The organism is Kribbella sp. NPDC051587, assembly GCF_044453945.1.
Classification (GTDB): Bacteria; Actinomycetota; Actinomycetes; order Propionibacteriales; family Kribbellaceae; genus Kribbella.
This window is the reverse complement of record NZ_JBITDE010000006.1, coordinates 111,972-124,039: the sequence shown is the minus strand read 5'-3', so window position 1 is coordinate 124,039 and position 12,068 is coordinate 111,972. Positions and strand designations below refer to the sequence as shown.

The 12,068-nt window shown below is 67.7% G+C and carries 17 protein-coding genes; 8 read left to right on the top strand and 9 right to left on the bottom strand.

The window, feature by feature from the left end; genetic code table 11:
• The first annotated feature begins 32 nt into the window (after nt 1–32).
• The gene (locus ACIA49_RS22470; RefSeq protein WP_396379213.1) at nt 33–290 is read left to right on the top strand and encodes a hypothetical protein; all 258 of its coding nucleotides are present in this window, start codon (nt 33–35) and stop codon (nt 288–290) included.
• A 12-nt stretch (nt 291–302) separates the two neighbouring features.
• Here ACIA49_RS22470 and ACIA49_RS22465 read toward each other — a convergent pair whose 3' ends face one another.
• Nucleotides 303–746 carry a GNAT family N-acetyltransferase gene (locus tag ACIA49_RS22465; RefSeq protein WP_396379212.1) on the bottom strand — a complete coding sequence of 148 codons (444 nt, stop codon included), beginning with the start codon at nt 744–746 and terminating at the stop codon, nt 303–305.
• Nucleotides 743–1,489 carry a DinB family protein gene (locus ACIA49_RS22460; protein ID WP_396379210.1) on the bottom strand — a complete coding sequence of 249 codons (747 nt, stop codon included), beginning with the start codon at nt 1,487–1,489 and terminating at the stop codon, nt 743–745. Before ACIA49_RS22460 ends, ACIA49_RS22465 begins: the two co-directional genes overlap by 4 nt.
• A gap of 142 nt (nt 1,490–1,631) precedes the next feature.
• On the opposite strand from ACIA49_RS22460, the gene ACIA49_RS22455 reads away from it, so the two are divergent.
• Nucleotides 1,632–1,976 (top strand): hypothetical protein, encoded by a 345-nt coding sequence (locus tag ACIA49_RS22455; RefSeq protein WP_396379209.1) that lies wholly within the window; start codon nt 1,632–1,634, stop codon nt 1,974–1,976.
• Nucleotide 1,977: 1 nt separating this feature from the next.
• Here ACIA49_RS22455 and ACIA49_RS22450 read toward each other — a convergent pair whose 3' ends face one another.
• Nucleotides 1,978–2,727, bottom strand: coding sequence for a DUF3626 domain-containing protein (locus ACIA49_RS22450; RefSeq protein WP_396379207.1), 750 nt, complete (start codon nt 2,725–2,727; stop codon nt 1,978–1,980).
• On the bottom strand, nt 2,724–3,485 hold the full coding sequence (locus ACIA49_RS22445; protein ID WP_396379205.1) for an SAM-dependent methyltransferase: 762 nt from the start codon (nt 3,483–3,485) through the stop codon (nt 2,724–2,726). Before ACIA49_RS22445 ends, ACIA49_RS22450 begins: the two co-directional genes overlap by 4 nt.
• Nucleotides 3,486–3,549: 64 nt before the next feature.
• Here ACIA49_RS22445 and ACIA49_RS22440 point away from each other — a divergent pair, with 64 nt between their 5' ends.
• Entirely contained in the window at nt 3,550–4,179 is a 630-nt protein-coding gene (locus ACIA49_RS22440) for an AAA family ATPase (protein WP_396379202.1), read from the top strand.
• Here ACIA49_RS22440 and ACIA49_RS22435 read toward each other — a convergent pair.
• Nucleotides 4,130–5,281, bottom strand: a complete 1,152-nt coding sequence (locus ACIA49_RS22435; protein WP_396379200.1) for a lipid II:glycine glycyltransferase FemX — start codon at nt 5,279–5,281, stop codon at nt 4,130–4,132. The genes ACIA49_RS22440 and ACIA49_RS22435 overlap by 50 nt on opposite strands.
• Before the next feature lie 228 nt (nt 5,282–5,509).
• Between ACIA49_RS22435 and ACIA49_RS22430 the strand changes: the two genes are divergently transcribed.
• Both ACIA49_RS22430 and ACIA49_RS22425 read left to right on the top strand, forming a co-directional pair.
• Nucleotides 5,510–6,364 (top strand): aldo/keto reductase, encoded by an 855-nt coding sequence (locus tag ACIA49_RS22430; protein WP_396379198.1) that lies wholly within the window; start codon nt 5,510–5,512, stop codon nt 6,362–6,364.
• A gap of 24 nt (nt 6,365–6,388) precedes the next feature.
• Nucleotides 6,389–7,060 (top strand): HAD family hydrolase, encoded by a 672-nt coding sequence (locus ACIA49_RS22425; RefSeq protein WP_396379196.1) that lies wholly within the window; start codon nt 6,389–6,391, stop codon nt 7,058–7,060.
• On the opposite strand, the gene ACIA49_RS22420 is transcribed toward ACIA49_RS22425, so the two are convergent.
• The 3 genes from ACIA49_RS22420 to ACIA49_RS22410 all read right to left on the bottom strand — a co-directional run bounded on the left by ACIA49_RS22420 (nt 7,038) and on the right by ACIA49_RS22410 (nt 8,910).
• Nucleotides 7,038–7,604, bottom strand: coding sequence for an isochorismatase family protein (locus ACIA49_RS22420; protein ID WP_396379195.1), 567 nt, complete (start codon nt 7,602–7,604; stop codon nt 7,038–7,040). The two genes, ACIA49_RS22425 and ACIA49_RS22420, sit on opposite strands and share 23 nt — an antisense overlap.
• Before the next feature lie 72 nt (nt 7,605–7,676).
• Entirely contained in the window at nt 7,677–7,967 is a 291-nt protein-coding gene (locus ACIA49_RS22415) for a DUF1905 domain-containing protein (RefSeq protein ID WP_396379193.1), read from the bottom strand.
• Nucleotides 7,960–8,910, bottom strand: coding sequence for a helix-turn-helix transcriptional regulator (locus ACIA49_RS22410; RefSeq protein WP_396379191.1), 951 nt, complete (start codon nt 8,908–8,910; stop codon nt 7,960–7,962). The genes ACIA49_RS22415 and ACIA49_RS22410 overlap by 8 nt, the downstream gene beginning before the upstream one ends.
• A gap of 120 nt (nt 8,911–9,030) precedes the next feature.
• On the opposite strand from ACIA49_RS22410, the gene ACIA49_RS22405 reads away from it, so the two are divergent.
• The 3 genes from ACIA49_RS22405 (at nt 9,031) to ACIA49_RS22395 (ending at nt 11,631) form a co-directional block, all read left to right on the top strand.
• Nucleotides 9,031–9,942 (top strand): toxin-antitoxin system, toxin component, encoded by a 912-nt coding sequence (locus ACIA49_RS22405; protein ID WP_396379189.1) that lies wholly within the window; start codon nt 9,031–9,033, stop codon nt 9,940–9,942.
• Between the two features lie 61 nt (nt 9,943–10,003).
• Complete coding sequence (locus tag ACIA49_RS22400; RefSeq protein ID WP_396379188.1) at nt 10,004–10,849, top strand: hypothetical protein; 846 nt, start codon at nt 10,004–10,006, stop codon at nt 10,847–10,849.
• Nucleotides 10,846–11,631: an SDR family oxidoreductase gene (locus ACIA49_RS22395; RefSeq protein ID WP_396379186.1), complete on the top strand. Its 786-nt coding sequence runs from the start codon at nt 10,846–10,848 to the stop codon at nt 11,629–11,631. Before ACIA49_RS22400 ends, ACIA49_RS22395 begins: the two co-directional genes overlap by 4 nt.
• On the opposite strand, the gene ACIA49_RS22390 is transcribed toward ACIA49_RS22395, so the two are convergent.
• Nucleotides 11,612–12,040, bottom strand: a complete 429-nt coding sequence (locus tag ACIA49_RS22390; protein WP_396379184.1) for an OsmC family protein — start codon at nt 12,038–12,040, stop codon at nt 11,612–11,614. The genes ACIA49_RS22395 and ACIA49_RS22390 overlap by 20 nt on opposite strands.
• Between the last annotated feature and the right edge of the window lie 28 nt (nt 12,041–12,068).

Genomic DNA, 12,068 nt, shown 5'->3' with positions numbered 1-12,068 from the left:
ATGGGCGCGGGTGGCCCGGTGGACCGCCCCCGGTGGAGCCTCCCAAGGGGGCCTGGATCGCCGCGGTCGCGTTGGTCTTGGGCGTTGTCGCGTGCGGGGTGTGGCTGCTGCCGATCAATCTGGATGGCATCCGCGCCTACTCGCCGTTGCCGTTCGCGTTGCCCGGGCTGGCTCTCGCGATCGTCGCCCTGACCGGACGCCGTCGCGGCAAGCCGATGGCCGCGATCGGTGTGGTCCTTGCCTGTCTGGCGCTGTTCCTCAGCATGATCATGCTCGTGAACAGGTCCTGAACGCCCGCCGTACTACGTGAGTGGCAGGGAGTAGAGGATGAAGCCGCGGTTCTCGGCGACCTGGTCGTAGAGGCGTCGCGCGGTGGCGTTGGACTCGTGGGTTGACCAGTAGAGGCGGCTGCAGCCGTGGTCGGTGGCCCAGGTGGCGACGGCGGCGATCAGGGCGCGGGCGGCGCCTTGGCCGCGGGCCTCTGGAGCGGTGAAGAGGTCCTGGAGGTAGCAGGAGTCGGCGGCCGTCGTACTGGCGTGGGTGAGGAAGTGGGCGATGCCGACGAGATGCTCGTCCAGGCGTGCGCCGAGAGCATGCAGCTCGTCTCGCTGGAACCTGACCCAGGCGTGGTCGTAGAAGCCGTCCGGCATGGTCGGCCGGCCGTAGAACTCGTTGTAGCCGGCGAACAGGTGCTCCCAGGCCTCACGGTCTGCCGACTGGAGCGGTCCGATCGTCAGCGCTGTCACGCTGTGAGGGTAGCGAGGTCTCGGGTCGCGTAGCGGAGGTGTTCCCACTCCTCCTCGAGAATCGTGTGCAGGCACGACAGCACGGTCTCTGGGTACTCCGGGGACCAGGGGTTCTTGCGGGTGCCGGCGAGCTCGTCCGTGGTGACGGTGGCCAGGTAGTCGCGGACCTGGGTGACGTGCTCGGCACGGACGGCCAGGACTTCGTCGTACGACGGTTTGGCCGTACTGAACACGGACATGTCGAGCCCGTCGGTCTCGTACTCGGCATTCGGCTGGCCGATCGGATGGTGCGGGTTCTCGGCGCCTTGGATCGCGCCGTTGAACCACGTGTTGGTCGCCATCACCAGGTGGCGCAGGGTCTGCGCGAACGACCACTCGCCGTCGACGGAGATGTCCGTCGTACCGGCCGGCATCGCTGCGACCTGCTCAAGCGTGGTCGCCCAGGCGCGTTCGAGCGCGGCCCACGCCGTACGCAAGGCTTCGGGGTCGTTGGCGACGCGGAGTTCGCGGCCGGGGAAGCGGCGGTTCAGTTCGGCGTCGACGTACGGGGCGACGTCGACTCCGTTCACGAATAGGGCGTTGTCACCGCTGAGCAGCCAGGGTGCGTCGATGTCCGCGCCCGCGACCTCGGCAGCGCGCAGGATCACCCCGGACAGATCGCACCGGACGAACCGCGCTCCGGACAGGTTCACATCCGTGAACACGGCTTTCTGCAGGTCGTCGTTCTCCGTGAAAGCTGCCATGCGGGTCAGTCTCACACCCGGGCACCGGCCGGACCAACGGTTGCAGGAACCTGCAAGAGGTTTGGGGGTCTGCGTGGGCGGGCCTAGCGTGAGCGCCTTGTTGGCCAAGAGGAGCCAACACTCCAATTCGGGAGGACTGCGCATGCCGAACAAGATCATTGGCCGGATTGCCGTTGCAGTAGCGATCACGGGGGCGTCGCTGGTCGCGGCGACCGGCCCGTCGCAAGCCATCGACTGCACCCAGTACGGAACGAACAAGGACGGCGGGTTCCTCTACACCAACGGTTCGGTTCCCTACCACCGCGGACCGGCGGGCTCCTGCTCTTCGATCGCCCACTCGGGCAAGGCCGCCATCTGGTGCTCGACGTACAACCCCGACTCGGGCAACCTCTGGTACTACGCCCGCGACATCTCGTCGAACGGCATGGGCTGGGTGTGGGCCGGCAACGTGACGAGCGTCCAGGGCTCGAACCACAAGCTTTGCTGACTCAGGTGGCGCTGCCCGCCCGGCCGAAGTGAGCCAGGCAGTGCCACAGGTGTTTGAGGTCTTGGTACGACTGGGTCCCGGCTCGGGCTGCTCGGCCGATCAGGTCGGGCGTCAGCACCGGGCCGAGGGACTCGGCCAACGCAACGATGTGCAAACCCCGGTACGCCGGTCCGATCGCGGCGGGCCGGACTCTGAAGCCCGGGTGGTACTCGACGGGACACCCGAGCCGCTCGGCGGCAGCGGCGATGGGTGTGCCGGCGAAACACGGATCCAGTACGACGGCCTCGGCGTCGGTGCTGAACCGGACGGGACCGTGGACCTGGGCTTCGACGGCGTCGTCGAGATCGCCCAGGGCTGATTCGTCGGCCAGGGCGCAGAGACGAGGGAGCGCTCTCCGGTCTCCGAGATCGGTCGGTTCATAGACCGAGTCCGGGAAGCAGAAGGTGGCGCGGTCGGCCACGTCGGGACGTAGTCGCACGTAGGACGATCCGAAGCGGACCGCTCCCCCGTACGGATCGGCGCGCCGGTTCCAGGCGCCGTATACGGGTCGGGCTTCGGCGGGAGCGTCGTCGTACCGGCCGGAGAAGAGGCGCGACTCCCAACGCCAGCGGTCTCCGCCGGGGTGAGCGGTGAGACCGCCGTTGGAGGTGCCGGTGCTGAACTGCGAACGGTAGATGCCGTCGGCAACCATCGAGTCGATCACGGTGCTGCCGGCGGATGGCCAGTCCGGATGGAACTGGAGTGTGATCACCGGCGGCGCGCGAGCAGGCGGACCAGACCGAGCAGCTCGCCCTGGTCGGCCTCGAGCATGTCGGCATCGGGAGCGTAGCCGCGGTCGACGAGATCGCAGGCCTTGAGCCACTGCAGCCAGTCGTCCCAGCCACCGGGGACCATCTCGGCGGTGGTGACGTCGACCAGCTCGGTGCGTTGCCAGTGGTTGCGCCACCAGTCCGGGGCCAGCCAGGTGAACAGGTCAGGCGTCCAGCGCTCAGCCAGGTACGGCGGGAGCGTCAGGCCCGGGTCGTGGGTGAGCCCGGGGACAACGACGCCGATTGAACCGTGCGGCTTGAGGAACTCGAGGAGATAGGCGAGGTACCGGGATTCGGTACCGAAGTAGTGGTACGAGTCGATGCTGATCACCGCGTCGAAGAACCCACGAGCGAACGGCAGCTCACGCGCCTCGGCCCGGATCGGGTGCACGCGATGGGCCACGTCCCAGGTGCGGATCCGCTCCCAGTTGTCGGTGGGATCGGTCCAGAGGTCGGCCGCCCACACCTCAACGCCGTACTCGCGCGCCAGGAAGACCGACGAGACCGCTGCGCCACAGCCCAGGTCGAGGACGCGCATGCCGGGTTCGAGTGTCATGACTTCCAGCAGCGATTCGACGGACCACAGTGGGTGCGGTCCCATCGGTCGCTCGACGATCCAGTTCGGGTCGTAGCCGGAGCTCCGGGGATAGCGCTCTCTCGTGAGCGCAGTGCGCAGGTCTTGCTCGGTGGAAGGTGTCATCTGTTAGAAGATGACAGGACTCTCGCTGGCGCCGCAACGCAATTGATCCTGGAGGACGCACCGCATGACGAGTGGCCGACTGATCATCTTGATCGGTACGTCGAGCGCCGGGAAGTCGTCCACCGCGAAGCAACTGCAGCTCCTGCTGCCTGAGCCCTATCTGCTGGTCGGTCTCGATCACTTCTACGACATGTTCCCGCAGGACTGGGGCGGTCACCGGCGTGGACCGGGCCCCGGGCTCTGGCAGGAAACGTTGACCGATCCGGACGGCAAGCCACGGATCGTCACGCACTACGGCGAGGCGGGCCGGCGAATGTTCGAAGGCATGCGGGCAGCCGTGCTCGCCCTGCTCGACGCCGGGAATCACGTCATCCTCGACGACATGCCGGTCGACGAATCGATCGTGCCGGCCTGGCGACGAGCGCTGGCTGGGAGAGCGGTCTATTGGGTCTCGGTCGAGGCGCCGCTGGAGGTCATCGAGGCGCGCGAACTGGAGCGGCACCACGGCCGGCATCTCGGCAACGCACGCGGGCATTTCGGCCTGGGCCAGGACGGCGAGTTCGATCTGCGGCTGGATGCGGCAGCTCTCTCTCCGGAAGAGCGTGCCGCGACGATCGTCCGGGCCGCCTCGGAGAGCGGTTTCTTCAGCGCCGGGAGCGGTAGCGCGTCATCGCCCGCAGGAGCATCTGATTGATCGGTCCGGGCAGTGGGCGTTCCCACTCGCCGACTGCTTGCACGAGTTCACCGCCGGTACCGAGCTTCCAGCGCAGCAACCCGAACGCGCGGTCCTCGGGATCGAGTGAGTCGGACACCCCACGCATGTCGTAGCGATCGGCGCCCAACTGTTGGGCCTCGGTCATCATTGTCCACTGCAGGATGTGGCTCGGGCGGACCTCACGATGGTGGTTGGCCGAGGCGCCGGACTGGTACCAGACCCGGCGGCCGACGACGTTCATCGTGTGGGCCGCGAGCACCTCGCCGTTCCAGCTGGACAGGTACAGCCGCATCCGGCCGTGCCGCTCGGCGTTCATCACGCGGTACTGGCGTTGGTAGTAGGCCAGCGACCGGCCGAGCCGGAACCCGTTGCGGCGTTCGGTCGCCTCCAGCAACGCGAAGAACGCCGGGAGATCGCTCTCCGAGCCGCGCCTGATCTCGATCCCGGACTTCTCCGCCTTCTGGATGTTGCGCCGCCACTCCTTGCTGAGCCCGCTCCACAACTCGGCGTTCGTCCGCCCGCCGATCGGTACTTGGAACAGGTACCGCGGCTGTGCGTCGCTCCCGGCCCCGTCCTCGCCACCACGGCTCCAGCCGAGGTCGCGCAGCCGATCAGCCACTGAAGCTCCGACCGGCTCAACGACATCTGGCAGTACGTCGTCCACGCGGCGCCCCCGCCGTACGGCGCTCTTGAGCGTTGTCGCCTGCCAGCGTTTCAGAACCTCGGGCGGTCCGAGCCGGACCGCGAACACCTGGCGCCGATCCAGGTGTTCGAGCAGCGGATCCAGCCACCGCTCGAGCCGTGGATCGGCCCAGTCGATGTCCGGTCCTTCGGGAAGGTAGGCGTACCAGCGGGAGACGCCCGGCAGCCGGCGGTACAGCACGAGCGTCGTGCCGGCGACCTCTCCGTCGCTGGTTCGCCAGGCCAGCAATTCAGAGCTCCACTCTGTCTTCACCGCCGCCCAGGAAGCGACCTGGAGAAAGCTCCGGCCGCCGTGGAGTTCGGCCAGCGAGTGGTATTCCGACGGAGTGATTACTCCGATCTGAAGTACTTCCGAACGCGTCCTGACCTCGGTCTTCACGGTGCCTCCCCAGCAGTCGCCTCTACCTACACAGACGTAGCGGGCGCGCGAAAAGTCACACGGGGGCTGGGGATCCGGGCCGGGCGATCGAGGGCCGGGCAACAAAAAATCCACCCGGAAAGGGTGGACGGGAAGTAATTCTTGTTTTATTCTGAGCGAATGCCCAATTGGAATGGAAATGCATTCCTACTAATAAACATATCACCAGAAATTGCGAGGTGCAAGTCCATGGAGTTCTGGCGGGGAGTGCGACGAGTCGGGTTCGGTACGAAGCGGCTGGCCGGGTCCGGCGGCGGAACCGACCTGCGGGCCAAGGCCGTCTCGCTGATCCGGCAGGCGGTCGAACTCGGGGTGAACCACTTCGACACGGCCGCCTTCTACCCGAGCTACGCGCAGGGCGGGAACTCACGCAGTTTCGAGTCCCTGGGCTGGGCGAACGAGGCGCTTCGCGAGGCACTCGAGTCGTCGGGCCGGGAGGTGCTGATCGCGACGAAGGTGGGTCCACAGATCAGCGGGCTGGCGCGCCCGGACGAACTGCAGGCCCTCGTGGAGAGCGATCTGCGCGCGCTGGGCCGCGACACAGTTGATGTCGTCTATCTGCGGCAGACCGGTCTGGAATCGGTCGCGGAGCATTTCGGCGTCCTGGCACAACTACGCGAGAAGGGACTCATCCGTGAGCTGGGATTGTCGAACGTCCGGCCAGAACACCTCGAGCAGGCCCAGGAGATCGCACCGGTCGTCGCCGTCCAGAACCGGTACGGCGTGGGCTTCGGCCGGGTCAACGACGAGCTGATCCGGATCTGCGGTGCACAGGGCATCGCCTTCGTCCCGTTCTTCGCGCTCGCCGGCGCCTCCCGCGAGGCCGGCGGTGTGGAAGCATCCGACATCGTTCAGCAGTTGGCCGACGCCCACCAGGCAACACCTGCCCAGATCCGCCTTGCCTGGACCCTCAGCCGTGGCGACCACATGCTCGCTATCCCGGGCACGAGCAGCATCGAGCACCTGAATGAGAACCTGACCGCCGAATTCATCCACCTCTCCCCCGCCGACATCGCCGCCCTCGACGCCGTACCGTCTAGCTAACCCAACCGATCTGGAGGTCGCCGCGTGCTCAAGGTTGTCCTGTTCGATCTCGACGGCACCCTGGTCGAACAAGAGCATGCGGCGGCTCTGGCGGTCGTCGAGTGGGCCGCGCAGTATGGCATCACCGGTCCGGACGTCGCCGTCCGCTGGGCCGCGGTGTCGGATCCTCACTACCGGCGGTATCAGCGGCGGGAAGTGACCTTCGCCGAGCAGCGCCGGGCGCGGGTCCGGGAGTTCCTCGGGCTTCAGGTCGACGACACCGAGGCCGACGCGATCTTCGACCAATACCTGTGGCGCTACGAAGCCGGCTGGCAACTGTTCGACGACGCGATCCCCGCCGTACGACGAGTTCGGGCGGCCGGGCTGCGGGCCATGGTGTTCACCAACGGCAACACGGCCCACCAGCAGCAAAAACTCGACCGCTTCGGGCTCACCACAGAGATCGACGGGCTGATCTCGTCCGAACAGCTACCGGCCGGCAAGCCCGACCCACGTGCGTTTCGGCAGGCGCTAGTGCTGGCCGGCGTCGAGCCCGATCAGGCGCTGATGGTCGGCGACTCCCTCACCAACGACGTGCAGGGTGCACTCGCCGTCGGCATGGGTGCCGTGTTGCTGGCCAGATCCGGTCAGCACGCCGACATCGGCGTACGGCGCATTGCCAGTCTCGACGAACTCAGCTGGCCGGCGGCACGTTGAACGAGAGCTCCGCAGCGGTCTGAATTCCCGCGGTTCGCCCCGGAGCCCGGTGGTACTGCCAGTAGAGGTTCGTGTGCGCGATCACCTTGTCCGGTGTCGGGGCGCCGTACTCGGACAGGTCCTCGGTGGTGTGCGCGTCGGAGACGAGCGTGACGTCGTACCCACGGACAAGCGCACCGTGAAGCGTCGAGCGGATGCACTCGTCGGTCTGAGCACCGGTCACGAACAGCCGCCCGATCCCGCCGGCGGCCAGCACCGACTCCAGGTCGGTCTCTTCGAACGAGTCCGGGTAGGTCTTCGGCACGAGCCGCTCCGCCGGGTCGCGTTTGAGCTCGGGGGCGAACTGCCACGCCTCGGTCTCCGGCACCAGGTCGTCGTTCGAGTGCTGGATCCAGATCACCGGGACCGCGGCCGCCCGCGCGGCATCGATCGCGGTGTTGATGTTCGCGACCACCTGGTCGCGCTCATGGGCACCGGAAACAACCCCGTTCTGGACATCGATCACCAGCAGTGCCGCGTTCGGCCGGTCAGTCAGCGTGCTCATGTCGCCCCTCCTCGGATGGTGAACAAAGACGGTAGCCCGGGCCTCCGACAGTTTTGTCAGGTGCGCTGTTCGTCAGGTGCGCAGCCGGAGGCGGACAGTGGGGGTGTCGCCGTCGTCGAGGTCTTCGGCCCGGCGGACCGCGGCCTTGATCGGGACGATGTAGTTGCCGTCCTTGGGGAACAGCGACGTCTCCCACGTGCTGGCGCCGATCTTGGCATGGACGGGGATCATGCCCCAGCCGTAGCTGACGAAGCTGGACTCGGCCTCGAGGTAGGCGCACTCCTCGTCGGGGACGGTGATGAAGTACCAGGGCGCCGGGCCGCGCCAGAACCAGATCTCGCCGACGAACTCCAGTTCACGCATTCTTGCTCGCCTCCAGCAGCCGGCCCGCCAGGTTCCGGGCTGCTTCCTGCAGTTCCGGGGAGCCGATGATCCGGTACGGCGCGGGCAGCTCGGCCAGCTTGGAGACATACCAGAGCGGTTCGTCGGTGCTGGCCACCAACCGCGTCTGATCCTCGGACATCGCTTCCAGCCGCCCCATGCTGCGTGCGATCCAGTGCCGGATCCGATCGATCGGCGCATCGATGACGATCTCGACCGGATACTTCCAGCCCATCGCGAGATGCTCCTCGACGGCCGCCAGCGGATCCAGATCGGCCGGGGTGCAGAACTCGGCGCCGGTCTCCTCGACACCCTTCACCTTGTCGGCCCGCAGCACCCGCTGCGCCTCCTTGGCGTGTGACCAGCACAGCAGATACCACCGACCCCGCCGTACGACGACCGCCCACGGATCGACCTCCATCGCGCGGACCCGGTCCGGGCCGAGGGAGTAGTCGACGACGACACGGCGCCGCTCGGTACTCGCGGCCACCAGGGCCGCGGTGATCGCGGGATCCGGCGTGCGGATGCCGGGGTCGGCGGCGCGGGCGCTGACCTTGCGGACGGCGTCGGTCGAGCGGGCGACCGGCTCGGGGAGAACGCGAATGATCTTCCCGAGAGCGCTCTCCACGGGATCATCGACGCCGCGCGGGCTCTCGAGAACAGCCATCACCAGACCGAGCGCCTCGGCCGTGCTGAACATCAACGGCGGCAGCCGCAGACCACGGCCGACCCGATAGCCGCCGTACGGGCCGCGGACGGACTCGATCGGGATCTCCGCCTCGCGCAGGATCGCGACGTACCGCCGGGCGGCACGCTCGGAGACGCCGAGCTTGTCGCCGAGCTGCTCGGCAGTGATACCGGGCCGGTTCTGGATCAGCTCGAGAACCGTCAGCGTCCGCGCGGTCGGGCTCACGTCGTGGGCCATCGGCCTCCGTTCCGGAAGGAGTTCGTCCGGTACAAAAGGCTAGCGGAGGGAGTAGTTGACTCCGAAGGTGAGTAAGGTTCGGGAGTTCGTCTTTCAGGCTTCTAGTCCCAGGAAGTTCTCGTGACCACATCACCACCGCAGCCGCCGCAGAACCCGACCGGCGGCCAGCCCGGCAACTACGGTCCCCCGCCGGAGCAGTTCCCGCAGTACACCCAGCAGCCGGCGCCGCAGCAGCAGCCCCAGTACGGCCAGCCCCAGCAGGGGCCGCAGTACGGACAGCCGCAGGACCCGGGTCAGTACGGACAGCCACAGGCACCGTACGGACAGCAGCAGCCGGGGCCGTACCAGCAGCCCTTCGGACAGCAGGGTCAGCCGGGACAGCAGTTCCCGCAGCAGGGCCAGTTCCCCCAGCAGGCGCAGTACCAGCCGGGCACCTGCCGCTTCTGCGGTGGCTTCCCCGCGGTCGACGCGACCGTGCGCGGCCACCAGGGCATGCTCATCATCATGCGCTGGCTGAAGCTGACCGGCCCGTTCTGCAAGACCTGCGGTACGGCGTCCGTCCGCGACATGACCGCGAAGACCATGGTCCAGGGCTGGTGGGGTGTCGGCTCGGCGATCATCACTCCGTTCGTGATGCTGTCGAACATCGGTCCGGCGCAGAAGTTCAAGCAGCTGCCCGAGCCGCAGGGTGCTCAGCGGCAGCCGATGAACCCGGGCAAGCCGCTGTTCAAGCGCCCGCAGGCGCTGATGCTGCTCGCCCCGATCGCGATCATCGCGGCGATCGTGATCGGCAACATCACCACCACGACCACCAGCGAGGCGACCGTCGGGTCGTGCGTGGTCAACAAGGGTTCGGACTCCGACCCGGACGTGAAGGTCGTCGACTGCAGCAGCTCGGACGCGCAGTACCGGGTCGTCGGTAAGCTGACCGGCACGGACGACAGCGCGTGTGAGCAGTTCCCCGGCTTCGAGGCGTCGTACACGAAGCAGGAGCGGTACAGCAGCTACACGCTCTGTCTCGGCGCGAAGTGAGCTGACGGGCCCGGCCGGAAAAGGCCGGGCCCTATCGGCGCTGCTGTGGCAGGGTGACCGCGTGACTCTGACCGTCCTCGGAATCGACGTACCGCCGGCGTTGCTCGACAAGTGGGTCGGATGGCTGGCCCCCGATGAGCAGCCGTTCTTCCTCACCCCGCAGCAGGCCGATGAGTTGGGGCTCGAGGGCACGGCGCGAGAGCCCAGCTTCGAGGACCGCGATACCTTCTGGTCGTACGCCGTCGACAAGTCCGCGAGCGTGATCGTGTGGCTGAGTGAGGCGCAGTTCGCCGCTCTCGACAAGCCGGTCCGTGCTCAGTTGGTGCGGGCGCAGGTTCGTCATGGTCGTGGGTCGGTTCCTACCGTTCGCAAGTGGCAGGGAGTGCTCGGGCCGGAGCTGCGGGCGCAGGCCGACGGGCATCGCTTCGTCTGGTGGAAGTCGCTGCTGGCAAAGCATGCGGACGAGATCCTGCCGGAGATCGTGAGCGAGGATCTCGGGCCGAGCCGGCACGCTGAGGTGACCGCCTGGCCTACCGCGTTCCCCCGTGCCCGCGAACTGGCCGGCACGTTCGCTGACGGCAGCGGACCGAACTGCTTCGGCACGGTCATGGCCGCCGCCGGAGTCGAGGGCGCGGACACCGTATGGATGGTTCGCGAGCCCTTCGAGGAATGGCTTGCGACACACACGGTCCCGGGCGGTCGCGACGACGAACCTGGCACGGTCTTCGTGTGGCGAGGTGGGGACCAACTGGTCCAGCATGCCGCGATCACCATCGGCGACGGCTGGATGTTGCACAAGCCGGCGCAGTCGTGGCGCACCCCGCGCAAGATCCGCACGGTGGCGGAGGTACGACGCTCCACGCGAACCGCCGGCTGGAGGCTGACCCGTCATAGGGTGACTGGGTGAAGCTGCTCGTCACCGGCGCGGCCGGGCTGCTCGGTCGTGAGGTCGTCCGGCTGGCCGACCATGACGTCGTACCGACTTATCACTCGGCTCCGGTCGATGGTGGCGTGCAGATCGACGTCCGCGATCGGTTTTCCGTGCATGAGGTGATCCGGCGGGTGCGGCCGGACGCGATCATTCATGCCGCGTTCAAGCAAGACGACTGGGCGACGACAGCGAACGGTCCCGTCAACCTGGCGGTCGCGGCACGGGACGTGAGGTTCGTGTTCGTGTCGACCGACGCGGTCTTCGGTGGCGGACCCGACCCGTACGACGAGACTGCGCCGCCGAGTCCGATCACGCCGTACGGCGCAGCGAAGGCAGCGGCGGAGACCGCGGTCCAGGCGATCCATCCGGAGGCGGTCGTTGCCCGGACCTCGCTGATCGTCGGAAGCGACGGGGCCTCAGAGTCCGAGCGGCTGACGCATGCGCTGGCTGGTGGGGCGGCGGGCGCGCTCTTCAGTGAGAACATCCGCTGCCCGGTGCACGTCAGCGACCTGGCCGCAGGACTGCTCGAGCTCGTGGAGTCGGATCACACCGGCATCGCGCATCTCGCCGGACCCGAGGCGGTCAGTCGGCTGGGGCTCGGGCGGTTGATCGCCATCCGCGACGGCCTCGATCCGGAGGCGCTGCCAGCTATCGCAGGAACGGTCTCGCACATCCGGCTAGACGGCACGCGGACGCAGCGACTGCTCAAGACCAGGCTGCGTCCGGTGCGGGAGTTCCTCAGACCACTTCGGTCGTGACCGGCGTACCGAGCTCAACCGTGCGGCTGACCGTGCACAGGCGGTCGTGCGACATCTTCACCGCGCGCGGCAACGCCTCGCGGGCCTTGTCGCCGTCCTCACCCTCGGGGAACCGGATCGTGAACTCGACCGCGAGGTTCTCCATCCGGTTGCCCTCGTCGGCGTCGCGGACCTTGTCACCGCGCACCACCGCGCTGAACTCGGTCGGTTCCGCGCGCCGGCTGACCACGATGTCGACGTCGATCGCCGAGCAGGTCCCGATCGCGGCCAGCAGCAGCTCGACCGGCGTGAAGTCGGTGTCGTCCTCGCCACCGGAACCGACCGTGATGCTGCCGCCGCGCGCGTTGGTCACCCGGTAGCTGCTGTTCGCCAGGCGTTCGAAACCGACCTGGCGCAGTGAGTCGCCCATAACCGTCACAATCTGTTGCCCCAGGCAA

Bases quoted from the DNA above. Each gene is read 5' to 3' on its own strand.
- ACIA49_RS22415 (WP_396379193.1), bottom strand. From the start codon at position 7,967: ATGCGTGAACTGGAGTTCGTCGGCGAGATCTGGTTCTGGCGCGGCCCG.
- ACIA49_RS22455 (WP_396379209.1), top strand. From the start codon at position 1,632: ATGCCGAACAAGATCATTGGCCGGATTGCCGTTGCAGTAGCGATCACG.
- ACIA49_RS22440 (WP_396379202.1), top strand. From the start codon at position 3,550: ATGACGAGTGGCCGACTGATCATCTTGATCGGTACGTCGAGCGCCGGG.
- ACIA49_RS22390 (WP_396379184.1), bottom strand. From the start codon at position 12,040: ATGGGCGACTCACTGCGCCAGGTCGGTTTCGAACGCCTGGCGAACAGC.
- ACIA49_RS22430 (WP_396379198.1), top strand. From the start codon at position 5,510: ATGGAGTTCTGGCGGGGAGTGCGACGAGTCGGGTTCGGTACGAAGCGG.
- ACIA49_RS22445 (WP_396379205.1), bottom strand. From the start codon at position 3,485: ATGACACCTTCCACCGAGCAAGACCTGCGCACTGCGCTCACGAGAGAG.
- ACIA49_RS22460 (WP_396379210.1), bottom strand. From the start codon at position 1,489: ATGGCAGCTTTCACGGAGAACGACGACCTGCAGAAAGCCGTGTTCACG.
- ACIA49_RS22410 (WP_396379191.1), bottom strand. From the start codon at position 8,910: ATGGCCCACGACGTGAGCCCGACCGCGCGGACGCTGACGGTTCTCGAG.
- ACIA49_RS22420 (WP_396379195.1), bottom strand. From the start codon at position 7,604: ATGAGCACGCTGACTGACCGGCCGAACGCGGCACTGCTGGTGATCGAT.